Source organism: Trueperaceae bacterium, assembly GCA_036381595.1.
Lineage (GTDB): Bacteria > Deinococcota > Deinococci > Deinococcales > Trueperaceae > DASVCN01.
In genome coordinates, this window is the sequence record DASVCN010000041.1 from 96,711 (window position 1) to 114,236 (window position 17,526).

Consider the following 17,526-nt stretch of genomic DNA (forward strand, 5'->3'; position numbering starts at 1 on the left):
GCAAGCCTTGGCTAACGCGCTGCGCGGTCCGCCAGTAGCTGCCTGCCGAGTTCAGGGTCACTTATTAGGTCGTAGAGCATGCCGAAGAGCGCTTCGCGGCCCTGGTGGTCCCTTTTGAGGAGCTCCATGGCGAGCTTGCGGTGCGACTCCATGGCGTCCGCCACCGCCTTCATCGCCTCGCTCGGTAGGTCGCCCTTGAGGGCGTCCTCGCGCTTGTTGTTCTCCACCTGGGCGACGACCCGCTCGTTGGCGCGCAACTTCTCGCTTAGATGCACGATGAACACGATCTTGTCGGTGTTCTCGAGATCGGCGCTGAAGACTTCGTTAAGGCGCCGGATGAGCTCGGACAGCCGCTCCTTCTCCCGATCACGTGGCTCCCCCTGCCCACCGGCGCCCCTGGGTCGGAGAAGCGGCTTCTCGTCGCCCTCCCCTGTCCCGTCCTCTACGCCGTGTCGCCGCTCCCCTTTTATCAGACCGTACTCGAGCATCTTCAGGCCGCTCAAGTCGATCTGCTCGAGAGGCACACCATCCAAGCGGCGGCGCAGGAGTCTCGCGAACTCTGCGAATGCCTCCAGGTTGGGATCGTCGAGATCCATGATTTGGGCTATGAAACGGTAGGTGCGCACGAACTTCATAAGCCCGTCCCGAAACAGGTTGAGCTCGTCCCGCTCCTTCGCGGTCTGGCTTCGCGTCTCCTCGAGTTGCTGCACTGCCGTGGCGTCCTCGTGCTTACGGGCCGTCTCGAGTTGGGCGTCGAGGCCGGAAAGGCGTTTGGTGAGGGTACGGAAGCGATCGTTGAAACGGTCCGCCGCCGCCTGGGTGTGAGCGTAGAGCTTCTCGTGAGGTACGCTTTTCTTAACAATCTCCTCAGCGAACCGTTCGATCTCATCGGCATGGAGGATGCCGGCCTGCTCGAGCCGCTGCTTCTCGTCGTAGACGACGTTGGGATCCTGCACCTCAGAAACGCGGGCGTGCCGGTAGAACTGCCGGAAGGACGTCTGAATGGTGTCGGCGTCGTTCACGAAGTCCACGACAAAGGTGGTGTCCTTGCCTGGGTAGATGCGGTTGAGGCGCGAAAGGGTCTGGACCGCCTCCACTCCAGAGACCTTTTTGTCGAGGTACATGGCGACCAACTTCGACTGGGAAAACCCCGTCTGGTACTTGTTCGCCACGATCATGACCTGGAAGCTCGGCGTGTCGAACACTGCCGCCAGATCCCGTCCCAGTAGATCGGGATTCATTGTAGTCTCGTTGAACTTATGCCCCTCGGGGTACTCAAAGACGCTGTCGCTTATCTCCTTGCCGAGGATGTCTCCGCTGAATGCCACGAGGGCATTGACACCTTCGATCTTGTGCTCTTGGACGTACCGGTCGAGGTACAGCTTGTACTTCACTGCGGCTGCGCGGCTGCCCGTGACGATCATCGCCTTCGCCTGACCGGCGAGGAGGTGCGCGACGTTCCGCCGGAAGTGCTCGACGATGAACTGCACCTTCTGGCCCACGTTCGTGGGGTGGAGCGACGCCCACTTCGCCAGGGTGCGGCGCGCCTGCCGCTTGTCAACCTTCGGATCATCCTTCCCGGAGAGTTTCTCGCTCAAACGGTAGGCGGTCTTGTACGTCGTGTAGTTCTGCAGCACGTCGAGGATGAAGCCCTCCTCGATTGCCTGCTGCATCGTGTAGGCATGGAACTCCACAGGCTTGTTGGCGCTCGACAGAGGCGCCTTGGGATCGTTCTCCCCCCGCCCGAACAGGGTGAGGGTGGAGTGCTTGGGGGTGGCGGTGAACGCGAAGTAGCTGGCGTTCGGTGGCGGCCGCCGAGCGGTCTGGCGGGCCTGAAGCCGTTCCTCAGTGGAAAGCTTCTCCCACTCCTCCTCACTCTCGCCCGTAAGAATGTAGCGCAGGTCGGCCGCGGCACTGCCGCCGGTGCCGGAGTGGGCCTCATCGACGACGATCGCGAACCGCCGGTCCTTGAGGCTGGCCTCGGACAGGATGAGCTCCTGCGCATAGGGGAAGGTCTGGAGCGTCACCACGACGATGGGCACGCCCGACGTCATCGCCTCGGCAAGCTGAGAGCTCTTGCTGCCCCCCTTCTCGCTGATGGTGCGAATCATGCCCTGCCGGTGGTCGAGCTGGGTGATGGCGTTCTGGAGTTGCCGATCCAATACCCGCCGGTCGGTCACCAAGATGACCGAGTCGAAGTACGCCTCCCCAAAGGCGTCCCGCACCCTCACCAGTTCGTGAGCTAGCCAGGTGATAGTCTTCGTCTTCCCACTCCCAGCGCTGTGCGCCACCAGGTAGGGGTGGCCCGGGCCCTCCTCGTGGACTGCCTCAATGATCCTCGTGACCGCCTCCCACTGGTGGTAGCGGGGGAAGACGAGGTTCTCGACGGTGCGGCTCTTGCCCTGGGCGTCCTCCTTCTGCTCGGTCTCAACGAACACGAACTGCTGGAAGATCCGCAGCCAATTGTCGCGCTGCAAGACCTCCTTCCAGAAGTACTCGCTGGGGTAACCGCCCGCAACGGCGGGGTTGCCGGCTCCGCCGTCGCGGCCCTTGTTGAACGGTAGGAACACCGTGCCCGGGCCGCGCAACTCGGTGGTCATGTAGATCTCGCTGTCACTCACCGCGAAATGCACCACCGCCCCTCGCTGCGGCGTGAGGAGCGGCTCCCTCTTGCCCTTCGCGCTCTTTGGCCAGCGATCGGTCTTGTACTGCGCTATCGCGTCCTCCACCCTCTGGGTGAAGTCGGTCTTGAGCTCGACAGTGCCCACCGGCAGGCCGTTGATGAAGAACACCAGGTCGACCGCGTTCTCGTTCTCCAGGCTGTAACGCACCTGTGGGACCACCCGCAGAATGTTCGCCCGGTAAGACTCCCATTCACTCTCGTTGCGTTCGTCCTCAGGCCTCACCGTGGTCATCCGCAAGCGCCCCGCGCCGGCCATCTCAAAGCCGTTGCGCAGCACGCTCACCAGTCCATGCTTGGCGGCCTCCAGGGTCTTCACCAACCGGTCCAGAACCCGCTTCTCGGTGTCCACCCCGTTGAGCTTCTGGAGCTTCACCCAGGTATTTGGCTCGCTTGCCCTCAGCCAGGCGATGACGTCCTCCGGGTAGAGGGCGCGTTCGCGGTCGTAGCAGTCGTGGGTTCCGACCAGCCAGCCATGGCAATTGAGGTACTCCACGATGTGCGCCTCGAGTTTGCTCTCGTGGTGCGCTGTCGCCAGGCTGTCGCTCGCACTTGCCACGACTAAGCCACCTCCTCCACGGCCAAGTCATCAGTCGGGCTCCACTCGCGCACGTCGATCTGACCGGTCACCGCGGAAGTGATCAGGGCAGATCGCCGTTCACGGAGTAGTGAAATCAGCCTAGCCTGCTCGGCGAGGAGTGTGTTCAGCCGTCCAACTTCATGATCGAGAAAGTCACAGATTCGTTGCTGCTCTTCCAGTGAGGGAAGTGGCACGAGGCATTCTCGTAAGCGCGGCCAGTAAACCTGCCTTTGGATGTCACCAACGCCTCTTGATGCAATTTCGAACTGGTGCACCATTACCTTGGATCGCACTAGGTAGTTCATGAAGCCCGGATGCTGTCGGTAATGCAATTTGAGAACGACGTAGGCGGGACTGATGATGCCTTCGTAGTTGGATACTCCAACGGATCCACGCCAAGCCTGCTGATTGTTTAGAACGAGATCGCCCCGCCGGACTACCTGGTAAGTGCTGAGGTCATCACTAGGTGCGTGAACTTGTCCACCATCCATCACATAGGGCACAACTCCTCGGTCCAAGAACACCGAGAGCAAGTCCATATCAGGTGTTCCAAATTCTCGGCGCCGTGAGGCAATATCTGCCACCCGTGCAACGTCCCATGACCGGGGAACGGACTGAAGAGCCTCTCTAGTCGCCTTTGGAGTGGAATCGGAGTAGGCACGAGACCCACTATTAGAACCACACTCAGTTAGGCGCAGCGCACCTGTGACTGCTGCAACGATTATTGCGGCACGGCGCTCTTCCGCGTGGAACGCAAATTTTTCCAACTCGCTCACGAGCTCGTCGATTCGGCGCGTCTCGTAATCCAGAAACGCCGCAATCCGACGCTGCTCCTCGAGCGGGGGGACAAATGTCTTTGCGCTGGCTATCAAGTCCTGATTTAGAAGCTTAGCGCCGTAGATGTTTTCGCGCGCATACTTCGGCACAAACTCGGGAAGCGCGTAGTACAAGAAACGAGTATCAACACGTGGGTTCGGCTTGAACGCAGCGATTGCCTCATTGGTAACGGCTTCTAGGCCAAGCACTGACACCAAGCCAACGGAAAGCTTGAACGACATCAAGAGTGTGCCTCGTGGGAGAAGAGAAGCGCCTCGCGCAGACAGGGCGGCCTTCGAAATGCCTTTTTGGGTTGTTCGCACTTGTGGTTCACCCAGGTCGGCAATGGTTACCCAAGGCACCGCTCCATCAAAATTGGCCGGGTTGGCAGTTGGTGGTGTCCAGCCGATTGTGTACTGGAGATCACGCGCCACCTTCAGTTGTTTCCAGTGCTTAGGCACTGATCCCAACCAGTCCAAACCTGAGTCCTTATACTCAACACCTCGGTCATATGTCACGCGGACAACCGCTCAATCATCGCCTTGATCCGCTCGGTCGTTTCGCGCAGGTTGGCGTCGATCTCCTCGAGCGGCCTGGGCGGCTGATAGACGTAGAAGTGGCGGTTGAACGGGATCTCGTAACCGACAATCCCGATTTCCCCGTCCTTGGGGTCGCGCTTGCCCTCGTCGATCCATGCGTCGGGCACGTGCGACCTTACCTCGCGCTCGAAGTACTCAAACACGTCCTCGCCCATGGACACGTTCTCGTAATCCCGGAGGCTCGGGTCCGGTTCTGGCTTGCCCTTGCTGGTGCACACTTCCGCCGCCTCGTCGCTCTCAGCCAAGTGCTTCTGCAGCAGCTTCTTCACGGCCGCGTTCAGGCTTACCCCGCTGGACTTCAACGCCACCTGGAGCTCCTTGTGGAAGCGCTTGCGGCTGGGGATGTATGCCTCGAGGGTGGCGAGGGCGTCGAGGATGGCCCGCCGCTCGCTCTCGGCGAGCTTCTGCCAGGCCTTCTCCTCTCTAAGTGCCGCCAGGCGTTCGCTGTCATTGGGGGTGTAGGTGAGCTTGAGGGGTCGCTCGATGGTGATCCGGCGGTAGCCAAAGTCGCTGGTGTCGACGATCTTGCTCTTGGGGGTCTCCTCGAAGGCGGCGTGGAACCTCGCGATCTCCGCGATCTGCTCGTCGGTCAGGTACTTGCGCTTGCTGCCCAAGCCTTTGCGCATCGGGGCGTACGTGTCGCTGGCGTCGATGAGCTGCACCTTGCCGCGCCTCGCCTCCTCCTTGGCGTTGCTCAGCACCCACACGTACGTGGCAATGCCGGTGTTGTAGAAGAGGTCGGTTGGCAGGGCGACGATCGCCTCCAGCAGGTCCTCCTCTAGGACCCACCTGCGGATCTCACTCTCGCCGCTGCCCGCCCCTCCGGTGAAGAGCGGGCTGCCGGACAGGACGATGCCGAAGCGGCTGCCGCCCTCGCTTCGGGGCCGGCGCTTTGACAGCAAATGCAACAGGAACAGCATGCTACCGTCGCTCACGCGTGGCAACCCGGGGCCGAAGCGGCCGGCATACCCGAGCTTGTGCTCGGCCTCGACCTTGCTCCTGATCGCCTTCCAGTCGGCCCCATAGGGGGGATTGGAGAGGCCGTAATGGTAGCGGCCCTCAGGGAGTTGGTCATCGGCGAGGGTGTTGCCGAGCTTGAGGTTGCGTGTGTCGTAGCCCTGGATGAGCTTGTCGGCCACCTGGATGGCGTAGGTCTCGGCGTTGAGCTCCTGCGAGTAGGGCACCAGCCGAGCGTCGGGGTTCCACTCGGCGACCTGCTCGATGGCGGCGGAGAGGAAACCGCCAGTGCCGGCAGTGGGATCGTAGACGGTCCTAATCACCCCCTCACCGCCTAACGCATCGTGGTCGGGTGCTACCACCAAGGTGGTGGTGAGGCGGACCACGTCGCGGGGGGTGAAGTGCTCTCCGGCGGTGTCGTTTGCGCTCTCGGCGAACTTGTGGATGAGGTGCTCGAACGCCAGGCCCATCTCGTAGTTGCTGAGGCGGTCGGGGTGAAGGTCGATGTTGGCGAACTTCTGCGCCACGGCGTAAAGCAGGTCGGTGGCCTCGAGCTTCTCCAGCCACTTGTCGAACGCGAAGTGCTCGAAGATGGCCCGGGCGTTGCCGCTGAACTTGCTGACGTAATCCTCTAGATTCGCCCTTGTGCTGGTGGCGCCCAAGGTGCCAAGGGTATAGCGGCTCGTGTTGTAGAAGGGCGCGCCCGCGACACCCGGCACGATTAGGTCGAGGTCTACGCCGCTCCCCTCGAGCTCCTTGAGGGCCTCTAGGACGGCCTCTCGGGTGGGCTCGAGAACGCACTCGAGGCGTCGGAGGACGGTGAAGGGCAGGATGACCCGACCGTACTCGCTCTGCTTGAAGGGACCGCGGAGTAGGTCGGCAACACCCCAAATGAAGCCAGATAGGTTATTCGCATGAGTCATTTTGTTAAGAACGCTACCACGGAGGAAGTACGTTCGGAATCGAGTAGCTCGCAACCTCTGACTCGTGTTACGTCAGAAAGCGGCAACTTCCTGTTCGCTCCAAGCCTGAACGACTGGTTTCTAGTAGTCTGCTGACTCCCTCGCCGCATTGCGCTCTACCGGTTTGAGCGCACGAAGTACGTCACGGTGTTCATCGAAGGCTGCGGGACTGGTCAACTCCCCTTCGAACCTCAGCAGACCATGCTTGAGCATCTGCACCTCGCGCTCGAGCGCTTCTGCTATGTCAGGAGCAGGCAGGAAATGCCTTGTGGTGCTTCCGACTCTTGCCTGCCGAACCGCTTCGTCTATCAACTTCTTCCGGTCATCGTCTAACTCACTCCAGGCTTTCAGTGCAGCTTCTGATCTTGCTTTCTCCCACTGGCGGTGAAGGTACACGCCCGCAGCAGTTGCGTCGCTAAAGCGACCGGCGCCTGAATCCTGCGGATCGGACAGAGCTTTCGTGTGCCCCGGTGTTTGGCTGGTTAGCAGTGCCTCCAGTGAGTTCCGAAGGTAGCCGCCCGGATTCATTACCGGGTCGCCGGCGGCTTCCCTGGTACGAACCACCTCTCGTACCTCGAGTACTTTGGCGTGCACGACCTTGACGCCAAGGGGACGGATGTACCTATCGATCTGGCCTGTGAACTCTAGTTCGTTCAGCAGTCCTTGAAGTTCGCTCCAGTAGTCGTCGCGCGCCCCGATCTGGGTGGTCTCTTGGGGGACGACGGTTACCTTGAATTCGACCCGGTTCACTGATCGGCCCCACTTTCGACCGCTGAAGGTTACTTCGAGTAGGCCGGCCAGTTCAGCAATCGCCGTTTGGAGGACGCGGGTCTTGAAGTCCTGCCAGAGAGGATAGGAGCCTTCTCTTACGCCCAGCCAGTCCCGCAGGTTCGCTAGGGCGGGGGTGGTGACGAAGCGCTTCTGCCTACCCTTGCGGGCATGGAGTAGGAGCAGCAAGGGAATGGAGTACTGTCCGCGAAGACTGGTGAACGCCCTAAGAGGGACGGAAGTGAAGCGTCCCCGCTCGGCAAGGTTGATCAGGAACGGGCTCAAGTCGGGGTGTAGCTCAATGGTAACAGCCATCAGGCCGGACTTCAGACTCGGTTCGAGGGCGGCCCCGCGAACGAGTCTCACCCGTGCGCCAGTTCCGTCCTTCGAGTACAGACGTGCGTCTTTGCCGCTCAGTTCACGGCAGGCCGAGCGCATTTGAGCGTGGACACTGTTGTTCGTACTCTCCCGGTTCAGGAAGATCCGCCGGTAAGCTTCGAGCTCGATCACCACCGGCTGGAGCTGCTCGTCAGACCTGTGGACTCTTGAGATGGCCAGGGCGAGTAGGTTCCTCTCTGGGAGACTGAGGGCGCTGAAGGCGGTTGCCAGATCGTTTCCTATGGTCACGCTGGCCTTCTCGGGATCGTAGGACTTGCCAACGTACTTTGGGTCCGCATCAGGGGCGGCGAGCGAGGCTTGGTTGGGGGCGTAGGGGCTCATTGGCGGTGAACGTACAGCCCCCTCGGTAATCGCCGAACTTCAGATCAGAAGCCCTCCGGTGGTTTTCTCATCTTCGAGTTCCAACCATCCGACGTTGCGACCCTCTCGCTCCGAGACTTGTCCTTTGTTGCAGGGCAAAGGCTCTTACCGGAGTCGTTTTTGACTCTTACGGTCCGCCTTTCTGATTGCCCTTTATCTCGTTGCAGCCGAGGTTCCACGAGCCGCCAATCATGCTTTTCCAGGTCTTTCTTAAGAATTATCAATTCAATGGGGCGGGCCGTGCCGGCCGCGTCCACTCGGGTGATTGAGGCCGCGCTTCGCGCGGCGGCTGGCCAGGGGGGGGTGGAACGCGAGTCAACCTCGCCCAGAATAGGACGCCGGCTGAAAGGAACCCCAGTCGAAAATCGACTGGGGTTGTCGCCGTATCTGCGCTTAGATCGGCCGGCCCGTGTGGTGGGCGCCAAGCCTTTTCGGGCGTGCTCGAGTTCGAGCTCGCCTCGCTACTACCCGTTCGCTTCCGGTGGGTGGCCGGCCTCGAGTTCCAACTGGTCCGCGAGGAATGCAGTGTTTGCCGTACTGCGGCGGTCGCGAGTCTTCGGTCCCGGGCTCGCGATTCCGGGCGGATTGCTGCTGCTCTGCCGTACCCGAGGGCTACCCTATCCGAGTAGTCCAACCCGACCCATCGGGGTCTGTACCCTGGCATTTCCAGACAGGGCAGGCCCGGTAGTTATCAACTACCTGGGGCGTTCGGGGACAACCGGCGTCCATGCGTCAGCATCCGTCAACCATGTGTGGATCAACCTTTCATACCCGGCGATTTCTCGCCGGTTCCGGCGGCGCTTCGACCACATCGCGTCCGCGCCGGACCCCTCTACCGAGGGCTCTTACTCAGCATTCTCCCGCACTCCAAGTTCGATCGGCGAGGTGCCACCCTTCGCCTCCCTGAAGCGCTTCCCACGTTAGATCTGGCGTAAGTGGACTAGCCACTCCCTCGCTCGAAGTGCCGGCCTCCCCCTCGCGGGTTGGGCCTCCCCTTACGGTTTCACGGGCTCGAGGTTCCAAAGCCGCTCCGCTACTTCGCATTTCGAGCTTCCGGGTGTGATCGAGGTCCACTTCAGGGACCCCAATGGCATCATCCACCATTCGCAATGCAACCTACCTGCAAACTCTTGGGTTGCGGCGGCTGCAATTACCGGCTTGAGCTATCAGCGAGCCAACCAGGTTGCCCCAGTTGGTCCCAGGCCTTTCCACGTTTCCGCTCTGGCCCCTGACGTCTTGCTACCCACCCGGATGAGGGTGGTTCCGGTCCCTGGGGGGACCGGTCTCGCTTGCAAACCCCGGCATGTGCCGGGGTGCCGTCCTCAGCAGCCCACCGGTGCGGCATTCCCCAAACCCTTCTCCCGCTCAACGGCACTACCCCCCAGGGAGTAGGCCGGCAGCAGGCGTCCGAGCCCAAGGTGGCGACCTCTCGGTCGCGTTCCGCCCAGTCGTGCCCTGTCACCAGGCACGACGTCCAAACATCCACGCTTGGTTTCGTTTGGCAGATCAGGAGCGAGTGCGTGGCAATCAGCCGCCACTCGACATCCGTTTCCGTGTCGCCCAACATCAGTTGGTCGTGGATTGGATCGAACGAAGGAGTTTCACCTTCGAGCGCCCGTCGTAGCGCAGCGAGCCCGATTAAAGGCACTGCGCTTCTCCACACGTTCACAGGGGTTGGCGACCCCCGAGCGATTGACAGACCCGGCTGCAAAGCCGCGTGCGATCCTGACTCTAGGGTAGGGCAGGTTGGCGACGCGGAACTAGTAGAAGTCGGCACCGCCTATGGAACCTCGTAAATGCGTAATCCCCATCGCATGGGGATTCAATTGCTGCCATCGCAATATCGATCTCACCAGTAAGAATCGATTCACACGCGCAGATGTCCGAACTAGCCTGAGGTTATGCCGAGGCCCGACAATCCGTTCGACTTCCCCCTGCACCGAACCCGCTTAGCTTGCATGCATGACATTATTCAGAGAGTCGCGCGCGGCTACCACTACCACCACACGGGCAAGATCCACGTCGGCAAGGCCGCTCGCCTGGTCGAGCACCTAGACCGGAAGCACGGCGTGCTCGCAGGAGAGAACGAACGCTCTCTCCTCAAACGCCGCGGGCACCCGGCAGCGGTGGTGCTACTCGATTACGACCGTGGCCTGAAGAGCCAGGAGTTGGACTTCGTTCTGCTCGCGACATCGAAACTTAGTGGAGAGAACCTGCGAGATGCCCGTTTCGATGGTCTCGTGTGGCGGGGCATCTACAAGCTGCACCCGAAACAGCGCATAGGCAAGCGAGAAGCAGAGGAGTTTCTTCGGGGCAGAAAGCGCCTCACCTGGACCTGGTCACTTACAGCAGAAGCGTACCAGCAGTGGGAGGCTGGCCTCACACTCAAAGCCTCCTGGCGCTCGGCTGACGCGCTCAACGCTACTCTGAATGCGTTGGACAACGTGCCGGGATTTGCTGGTGTCAGAAGCCAGAAGAAGCGCCTAATAAGGACCGCGAAGGCGAGCTGGGCAAGGTCGCACAGGTCCAGTCAATCGGTTCCGCCGAACTGGCCGGAACAAGTCACCTGGGTTCGCAAGGTTGCGTACTACGACAACCCGCCGCTCACCCTCTATCGGCTCAATCGGTGCCTGCTGGGGACCGCTAACGCCACAAGCAAGAGCGGCAGTGCTTTAGGGCAACCCGAGGCTAAGGACTGATGCGAGCCTGGGGGCCACTGCTATCTGCCCTAGCGCGTTTACAATTGGCCTTGAAGCAAGACATGCAAAACAGCGGGGGCGACGCGGAGGTAGAGATGCAAGCCCCTTCCCAACTCACTAAGTCTTTCCTGTTAGCGGCCTTATTGGCACTCTTCGGATTTGTCCAAGGCCAGATAGAAACCTACGACGATGTCTACAACTACTACTATCGCACCGCGCAATGGAGCACCGAAGCCACGGAAGTCGCTACGGAGGGCCACGTCGTATTGCAGAACTCAAGTAATGTATCGCTCTCCGACCTAGACCAGGCTACGGTCGCAAAGATAATTGTCTTGCGCGCCGAGGCTAATGAGCTTATCGCTGAGTCAGATGTCGTCGTTGACTTTCTTATGGAAGGAACGGAATACACGGAGCTCGATAACAGCTTGTTGTACGCGACACTGGCTCGTCGACTCCAAATCGAAGTCTTTGAGGAGATCTTCAATAAGCTTCCGGATGGATTGACAGAAGAGGAGTTTGACGATCTTAGTCGTGACGCGCGTCTCTGGCAGAACATCGGCGACTTGTGGCTACGTCTCCAATAGCCAGTGTGCAGTTAGAAAAGAAGGGGTCTCAATGAAGACCCTTCCGAAGACATATTTCGCTCCACTAGAACTGCTACGTCACTATAAACATGTCCGAAAGAAGTCTAGAGCCCGCGGTTTGGACAGGCTGTCCGCCTACGGCTTTCGAAACCTGTTAAGGGCTGAGTTTCAAATCATCCGCCGAAAGGCCCTCAACAAGACTTATCGCTTCACTCCTTATAAAGAGGTTCTACTCGGAAAAGGGCGGGGTAAGGTTCCGCGCGTGGTTTCTGTGCCCACCGTGAGAGACCGAATAACGCTTCGCGTAACGAAGGACTATCTTCAGCGGATCTTCCCATCAGCGGTCAATACAGATTTACCCAACGCCGTGATACGAAGCGTGCACAGAGTTCATCAGCGCGCCAATCCATCTATCGTCGCCCTGCGAATAGACGTCCGCGGCTTTTATGACAATATTGATCAGTCAATTCTTCTAAAGAAGCTGTCACGAAAGGCCCGTTCTCAGGTTTTCCAGCACTTGATTAGGGCCTCTATTGAGTGCCCGACATTCCCCCCTGGACGAAGGAAGGGCTGGAAAGGGGAAGTGCGCAGAAGTAAAGGTATTCCGCAGGGGCTGCCTATCTCTAACGCGTTAGCCAACGTGTACCTGGAGACCTTTGACAAAAAACTGGAACGGATTAAGGGGGTTATTGGATACTGGCGATACGTGGATGACATTTTGGTGCTTGTGACGCCCACGAACGTTGCCAGAGTAAAGACCATAGCCGAATCGGACTTGGGCAAGTTAGGGCTTGAAATCTCCTTGGACCCAACGAAGTATCACGAGGAGCCATTGAGTGTCCCATTCACCTACCTTGGCTACCAGTTTGATCATCTTGCCCTAACGGTGCCGGAGGGAAAGGTTTCCGGCCTCGTGGACTCCGTTGCTCGGTTCCTTACGTGGTATCGCCACAATCGGGACGCAATTCTGCACAGGTGCTCCTGGCTCTCAGCCGATGCCCTAGATAGCGCTTTCGTGGAAGACTTGAACGAGCGAATTACTGGCGCGGTGTTTGATGGGCGCTTGTTCGGCTGGCTTCCTTACTACCAAGCCTTAACTGACAGAGCCTTACTCCACAGAACCGACGCAACAATTCGGTCACTGCTTTCTCAGAGTCCGATCTTTGGCGGCAGGCCGCCGAAGGGGCTAAAGCGCCTAACGACGGCATACTACAAAATTCGATCCGGAAATGCGCAGGAAGGCTACCTTCGCAACTACGATGTTTACAACACCGTGCAGGTAAAGCTAACCTATTTGACCGATCGTGGCATACTCGACACGCGGCAGAATTACTCGCCACAAACGGTCACCCGATGGTTCTCTATGTTCCGACAAAGAAACCTCCGGCGGCTGGTTGCTGACGAGGGCCCGGCAGCATCGGGTAACTAGACTAATGTGTAATAATTCCGCCGAGAGGACTGGCCAAAGCTTCGTCCCTCGCATACGTTCCTATGCGGGAGTATGTGAACCTTTTCGCCTCCACGTAGGCAACTCCGCGCTTTCTACGAGTCGGGGTCATCTCTCGGCACTTCTCCAGTCCTCTCATCGTTGCTGGCCTGATAATGACTGACGAGACTCGCCAAAGAATTCTGTACCAGAAGATAGCGATATGGATCACGCGCGGCGCTCGTTTCAATGCGTCGCGGCGCCTCACCGATCGGGTCAGTAACCTTGGAAGACTCCACGCGGTTTCAGCCACGACGTTAGTTGTGACCGGAGTATTGGTATCGCAGGCATCATCGACGACGGGAGAACCCTTGCTTGGTGCACTTGCGGCGGCTTCGGTCTCCATTCTTGGAATGACACTCCTAGCTACGCAACTTAGCACCGACACTTATAAGGCCAAGTCCGATTCCCAGCGTCTACATGCAGACGGGCAAAGGATGTCGTTACTGCTGGATGCGCTTGCAACTCTCCTGGTTCAGGACCCAGACGACGAAAGAGCATTACAACGCCTCGACGAGCTTACAAACCAGTACAGAGAAATCGAATCGGGTTCATCAGCTAATCACGACCCACGTGACATGCACTACTTCCTTGCAAGTAAGAACGTCCCACACAACTGGGGCGCCGAGGACTTAGCAAGAGTTAACACAGGGCAACAAGACACCAAGATGCATCAAGGACTTGCGATCTGGCATCGCGTTAGGTGGCACATCGGCACTAGTCTAACGATACTCGCCACTATCTCGATTCCCGCAAGTCAGCTTCTAATGCTATTACTTCTTTATTCTAGGGGCTAAGAAATCCCCGCGAAATAGAGCGCAACGAAAGACCTACACGGGCGAAGTGCTTAGGTCTGACGAGGAATGAGGTACCGAATAAACGAAATTGGCTCCCCGACCCTTAGGAGGTGCTCTCACGATCCGGTCTCCATCGGTCATCACCTCCTCCATCACCGAGCAGCAGACCGGCATCCGGTGATCGGGGCCGGGATGCTCACCGACGGCGCGGTGCAGGTCCCCGCTTCGCACCTCGACGAACTCACGTCCTTCGCTCTCAGCCGAACCAAAGATTTCCCTGAGGGCCCTGCGGAAATCTTCCCTGCACAAGGCTTTTTTCACCGTTGACCAACCCTCAGAGCCATTCGGTCCCTCGATACTCGTCACGAAGCCGGAAGCGACCACGTCCCAGCGCCAAGAAGTACTTCTTGTAGGTGGGGCTGTGCGCCTCAGTCGAGGCGTTCTGCAGCGTGACTTGCAGGTGGGAGGGGCGAACTTTCCACCCGCGCCGCTCGGCGAATAGGGCTACGTCTCGAGTGGTGAGTGGCTCTTCAATCTCGCCGCGATTGACCGCCGCTACCAGCTCCCTGTTGAGACCACGGCCGAACTTAGGCACTCGCTACTCCCGTCACGCTTCGTAACTCCTCGGCCTGAGTATCAGCTTCCCCTTCTGCACCTCGAGCACCAACTCACCGGTGCTGTTCACGCCAATCGCTCGTAGGGCGTCGAGGGGGATGGTCAAAGCACTCCGCCGCCTACCCCGGCTCCTGTTTAGCGCCGCCGTGATTCGAGACACGACCTCCGGCGTCATTTTCACGTTGCCCTGCACATGTGCTGGGCCTTTCCGCCATCCGAAGAGCTGGAAGAAGTCCTCGCTACTCATGACCCTGACTCCGATCAAGGCAAGACGACTCTGGCTGACGCGTAAAGGATACCAGTTCGTTTACGAGCTCACGAACGGCAACAAAAGCGGGTTGGCGGCGGGCGAAGCACCGTGTGTTGAGCCACCTCATGCGTGATGAGGTGGCTCCCGCAGCGAGCCAGAAGACACTCGCCGTCTTGGGTGGGGTGCCCACAGTCACCCCCGGATTGGGGAAAACGGCCAAAGGCCCCTTTCAACATAGCAGAAGAAGATCCGACTGGAACTACCGTTCGGGGAGCCCCGTGCCGACTGGCCTACAGCAACTCTCGAAGCCAAGTGCCGTAGCCGGCCGTAGGCCGGCAGCCTTCTACTAGCAACCCCACCTACGGGGGCTTGCAGAAGGAGAACGAATGCAACAGCCATCACCAAGCCCAGTCGTCTATGTTCGGGTCGACAGCACCCAGCGCGTCACTCACCTGACCGTGCCAGATCCACTAGGGGCCCGCCTCCTTACCAACCTGGAGCAACTCAGGGCCGCTGTAACCGATGGAGACATCGACTCACTGGTTCCAGCCGCCGTGGGCCTGACCGAACTCCTCGATGAACACATCCACATCCTGCCCCCGGTCAGGGAGGCCGCGTGAATAGGGAGAACACCCCGTCCTGGCGTGCCACAACCGAGTACGCGCGCTGGCCCGGCATCTCCCGGCAAGATGACTTCGGGCGCAACTATAGCTTCGACGTTGTAGACCACATCGAATCACACTCGGACCCGGATCGGACGAAGAGACCGGTCACGAAGCCAAGACCGCGTACGTCCCACTGGCTGAGCGGCATCCTCCGCCGGGAACTTCCGATGGTCCTGTTCGCCGGCGATACTCGGCGGGTAACGGCGAGCGCCTGCTTCGCCAGCATCGGACACTCCACGAAAACGTACCCTGCGCCGAAGGGCATTCACTTCCCGAAAGCGCGGGAGGTCAGGCGAGTTCTGACGAGCGCCGCCCCGAAGGGTGTGCTCGAGGACGTTGTCCTTCCCCAGCTAACCTTCGACAGGCACGCTGAACACTACAAGCTCCACCGGGTGCCAGCGTCGATGGATCCCGATGGTGCCCTCGCGATACTCCTCCACGCTAACGAGCGAGCAGCAATCGACCGCTCGGCCACCGAAAATCCTGACGACCTGATCATCGTTCAACAACTACCCTCGCCCCCAACTCATCCCAACGTACTCACCGTCTATCCGCGGACCTACTCCCCCTCGTTTCCGTGGCAACCCACCCCGATTCAGCCACCTAGCCACGAGAACAGACGGGTGATCAGCGACCGGACCAGTATCCAATTAATCCGCGACCGCGACGGGCTTGCATTCACCTGGATGCTGCCGGCACAGATCAAGGCGGAATACGATCAGTTCGAACCAGCGCTCAACCTCTACCGCCTCAGCGCCCTGCACGCCACCCTCGAGCAAGCCCAGGAGATCGCCGACTGGACCTGCTGGATGGCACCAGATGTGACTGGCTACCCCAAACGCGGATTAACACCGCCCATGCCCTGGCCATTCCAGGCAGCGCAAGAGGGCACCGAGGCCGCGATGGGCGACATGCTCAACCTAGTCGCCCGACTCGAGACGGCGCTCACAGAACGCGGCCTCCTCAAACTAGACCCACTGCAGGCGTTCACCCGCAGCCCGCGATGAAGGACACTCCTGGTTACCGCCTGGCGATGCTTGCCACAAACCAAGCCCTCGCTTGACCTCGGACTCCTTGTTGGCATACGACGCACTACCGCTCCGGGGCCACAACAGCGCCCCGGAGCAATATCAACTGAAGACTGCGGAGGCCCCTCCGGACAGAGGAGAACTGGGACGAACAACTTCTCAGAAACGGCCACTTGCACAGTCACTTGCACAATCAGCCGATCGAGCAATTGCGCGAATTGCCGATGGGAATGGTGGTGGGCCCTGCTGGACTTGAACCAGCGACCAATCGATTATGAGTCGACTGCTCTGACCAACTGAGCTAAGGGCCCTCGAGACCGCGACCTGACGGCCACCCGAGCGGGATCGATTCTACCAAATGGACTCTCGCGCGGGGCAGGCGTGTAGACATTCCCATCGCCAGGCGCAGTACCTCCGTTGCTAGAGTTCCTGTTGAGTGCCGAGGACGAAGAAGACAGCCGCCACCCTAGCAGCCGCGGAGGCACAACACCTCGCCGTGCCCCACCCCGACCGCTGGTTCGAGTTCGCCCACGAACTCGACGGTTACGCGATCGCCGAGGAGTTGGGCGTCGACCTGTCGCGCACTTGCAGCCGCTTGATGGACGAGCATGGTGCTACCGGGCGCTGGGCCCGTTCCCTGCTCGAGCTGAGGCTGGTCCTCTTCTTCCTCGCCCGCGCCTCACGCTTCACCGCCGGCCTGACGGCGTGGCCCGAGAACGGGACCGATGGCCCTGGGCTCCTCCTCGCGACCGGACCGGGTGAGATGCCCGGGTACGGGGACGAGATAGTCAGCCTCCTGAACGCTATCGCTGTCGAAGAGGACGAGAAACGCGGCGCGGAGGACCCGAGCGGCGACGCCCGACTGATCCCCGACGCGTTGGAAGTGGGAATCGGCGGGTACTTCGGACCGAGCTACCGGATCGGGTGGGAGAACGGACGGATCGTCTACGAGGGGCACGAACCCGCCGAGGAAGATGGTCGCCGCGAGACGATACGCCTCCACCGCTTCGTACGGCCAACTGAGCGCCGGTGGCGAGGGTTCTGGAAATCGCTCGATGACCTGAGCGCCTGGGACTGGGAGCGGCACTACGAGAACCCGGGCGCGCTCGACGGTACGGGCTGGCACCTCACGGTCGAGCGGAACGGCGTGAGGCTCGAAAGCGAGGGCTCCAACGCCTACCCGGGCGGGCACTCGGCCTCACGGGAGTTCAGGGGCCTCCTGGCCGCCGTCCGGCGTCTACTGGGAGGGCTCCCTTTCGCTTGAGGAAGACTCCGCTGTCC

The 17,526-nt window shown here is 60.1% G+C and carries 12 protein-coding genes and 1 tRNA gene; 6 read left to right on the plus strand and 7 right to left on the minus strand.

Annotation, left to right across the window (positions count from 1 at the left end):
• Window positions 1–11: 11 nt before the first annotated feature.
• The 4 genes from VF168_14510 to VF168_14525 form a co-directional block, all read right to left on the minus strand.
• Entirely contained in the window at window positions 12–3,239 is a 3,228-nt protein-coding gene (locus VF168_14510) for a type I restriction endonuclease (GenBank protein HEX7005394.1), read from the minus strand.
• Window positions 3,240–3,241: 2 nt separating this feature from the next.
• Entirely contained in the window at window positions 3,242–4,537 is a 1,296-nt protein-coding gene (locus VF168_14515) for a restriction endonuclease subunit S (protein HEX7005395.1), read from the minus strand.
• Between the two features lie 53 nt (window positions 4,538–4,590).
• Window positions 4,591–6,555 carry a class I SAM-dependent DNA methyltransferase gene (locus VF168_14520; GenBank protein ID HEX7005396.1) on the minus strand — a complete coding sequence of 655 codons (1,965 nt, stop codon included), beginning with the start codon at window positions 6,553–6,555 and terminating at the stop codon, window positions 4,591–4,593.
• 120 nt (window positions 6,556–6,675) lie between these two features.
• Window positions 6,676–8,082 carry a replication initiation protein gene (locus VF168_14525; GenBank protein ID HEX7005397.1) on the minus strand — a complete coding sequence of 469 codons (1,407 nt, stop codon included), beginning with the start codon at window positions 8,080–8,082 and terminating at the stop codon, window positions 6,676–6,678.
• 1,940 nt (window positions 8,083–10,022) lie between these two features.
• Between VF168_14525 and VF168_14530 the strand changes: the two genes are divergently transcribed.
• The 3 genes from VF168_14530 to VF168_14540 are packed head-to-tail and all read left to right on the plus strand — an operon-like array spanning window position 10,023 to window position 12,833.
• A complete protein-coding gene (locus VF168_14530; protein ID HEX7005398.1) occupies window positions 10,023–10,820 on the plus strand; it encodes a hypothetical protein in 798 nt (265 codons plus the stop codon).
• Between the two features lie 50 nt (window positions 10,821–10,870).
• Window positions 10,871–11,404, plus strand: coding sequence for a hypothetical protein (locus VF168_14535; protein ID HEX7005399.1), 534 nt, complete (start codon window positions 10,871–10,873; stop codon window positions 11,402–11,404).
• A gap of 31 nt (window positions 11,405–11,435) precedes the next feature.
• The gene (locus VF168_14540; protein HEX7005400.1) at window positions 11,436–12,833 is read left to right on the plus strand and encodes a reverse transcriptase domain-containing protein; all 1,398 of its coding nucleotides are present in this window, start codon (window positions 11,436–11,438) and stop codon (window positions 12,831–12,833) included.
• Between the two features lie 1,188 nt (window positions 12,834–14,021).
• Here the strand turns inward: VF168_14540 and VF168_14545 are convergent.
• Together VF168_14545 and VF168_14550 are read right to left on the minus strand one after the other, a co-directional pair.
• Complete coding sequence (locus VF168_14545) at window positions 14,022–14,282, minus strand: hypothetical protein (GenBank protein HEX7005401.1); 261 nt, start codon at window positions 14,280–14,282, stop codon at window positions 14,022–14,024.
• A gap of 12 nt (window positions 14,283–14,294) precedes the next feature.
• A complete protein-coding gene (locus VF168_14550) occupies window positions 14,295–14,549 on the minus strand; it encodes a hypothetical protein (GenBank protein HEX7005402.1) in 255 nt (84 codons plus the stop codon).
• Window positions 14,550–14,938: 389 nt separating this feature from the next.
• On the opposite strand from VF168_14550, the gene VF168_14555 reads away from it, so the two are divergent.
• Window positions 14,939–15,172 (plus strand): hypothetical protein, encoded by a 234-nt coding sequence (locus tag VF168_14555; protein ID HEX7005403.1) that lies wholly within the window; start codon window positions 14,939–14,941, stop codon window positions 15,170–15,172.
• 437 nt (window positions 15,173–15,609) lie between these two features.
• Window positions 15,610–16,224: a hypothetical protein gene (locus tag VF168_14560; protein ID HEX7005404.1), complete on the plus strand. Its 615-nt coding sequence runs from the start codon at window positions 15,610–15,612 to the stop codon at window positions 16,222–16,224.
• A 255-nt stretch (window positions 16,225–16,479) separates the two neighbouring features.
• Here VF168_14560 and VF168_14565 read toward each other — a convergent pair.
• Window positions 16,480–16,556: transfer RNA gene (locus VF168_14565), tRNA-Ile, on the minus strand.
• Window positions 16,557–16,681: 125 nt separating this feature from the next.
• Here VF168_14565 and VF168_14570 point away from each other — a divergent pair.
• Window positions 16,682–17,509 carry a hypothetical protein gene (locus VF168_14570; GenBank protein HEX7005405.1) on the plus strand — a complete coding sequence of 276 codons (828 nt, stop codon included), beginning with the start codon at window positions 16,682–16,684 and terminating at the stop codon, window positions 17,507–17,509.
• The last annotated feature ends 17 nt before the right edge of the window (window positions 17,510–17,526 follow it).

Coding starts and splice junctions, on each gene's coding strand:
- VF168_14525 (HEX7005397.1), bottom strand. CDS start 8,082: ATGAGCCCCTACGCCCCCAACCAAGCCTCGCTCGCCGCCCCTGATGCG.
- VF168_14520 (HEX7005396.1), bottom strand. CDS start 6,555: ATGACTCATGCGAATAACCTATCTGGCTTCATTTGGGGTGTTGCCGAC.
- VF168_14555 (HEX7005403.1), top strand. CDS start 14,939: ATGCAACAGCCATCACCAAGCCCAGTCGTCTATGTTCGGGTCGACAGC.
- VF168_14550 (HEX7005402.1), bottom strand. CDS start 14,549: ATGAGTAGCGAGGACTTCTTCCAGCTCTTCGGATGGCGGAAAGGCCCA.
- VF168_14540 (HEX7005400.1), top strand. CDS start 11,436: ATGAAGACCCTTCCGAAGACATATTTCGCTCCACTAGAACTGCTACGT.
- VF168_14530 (HEX7005398.1), top strand. CDS start 10,023: ATGCCGAGGCCCGACAATCCGTTCGACTTCCCCCTGCACCGAACCCGC.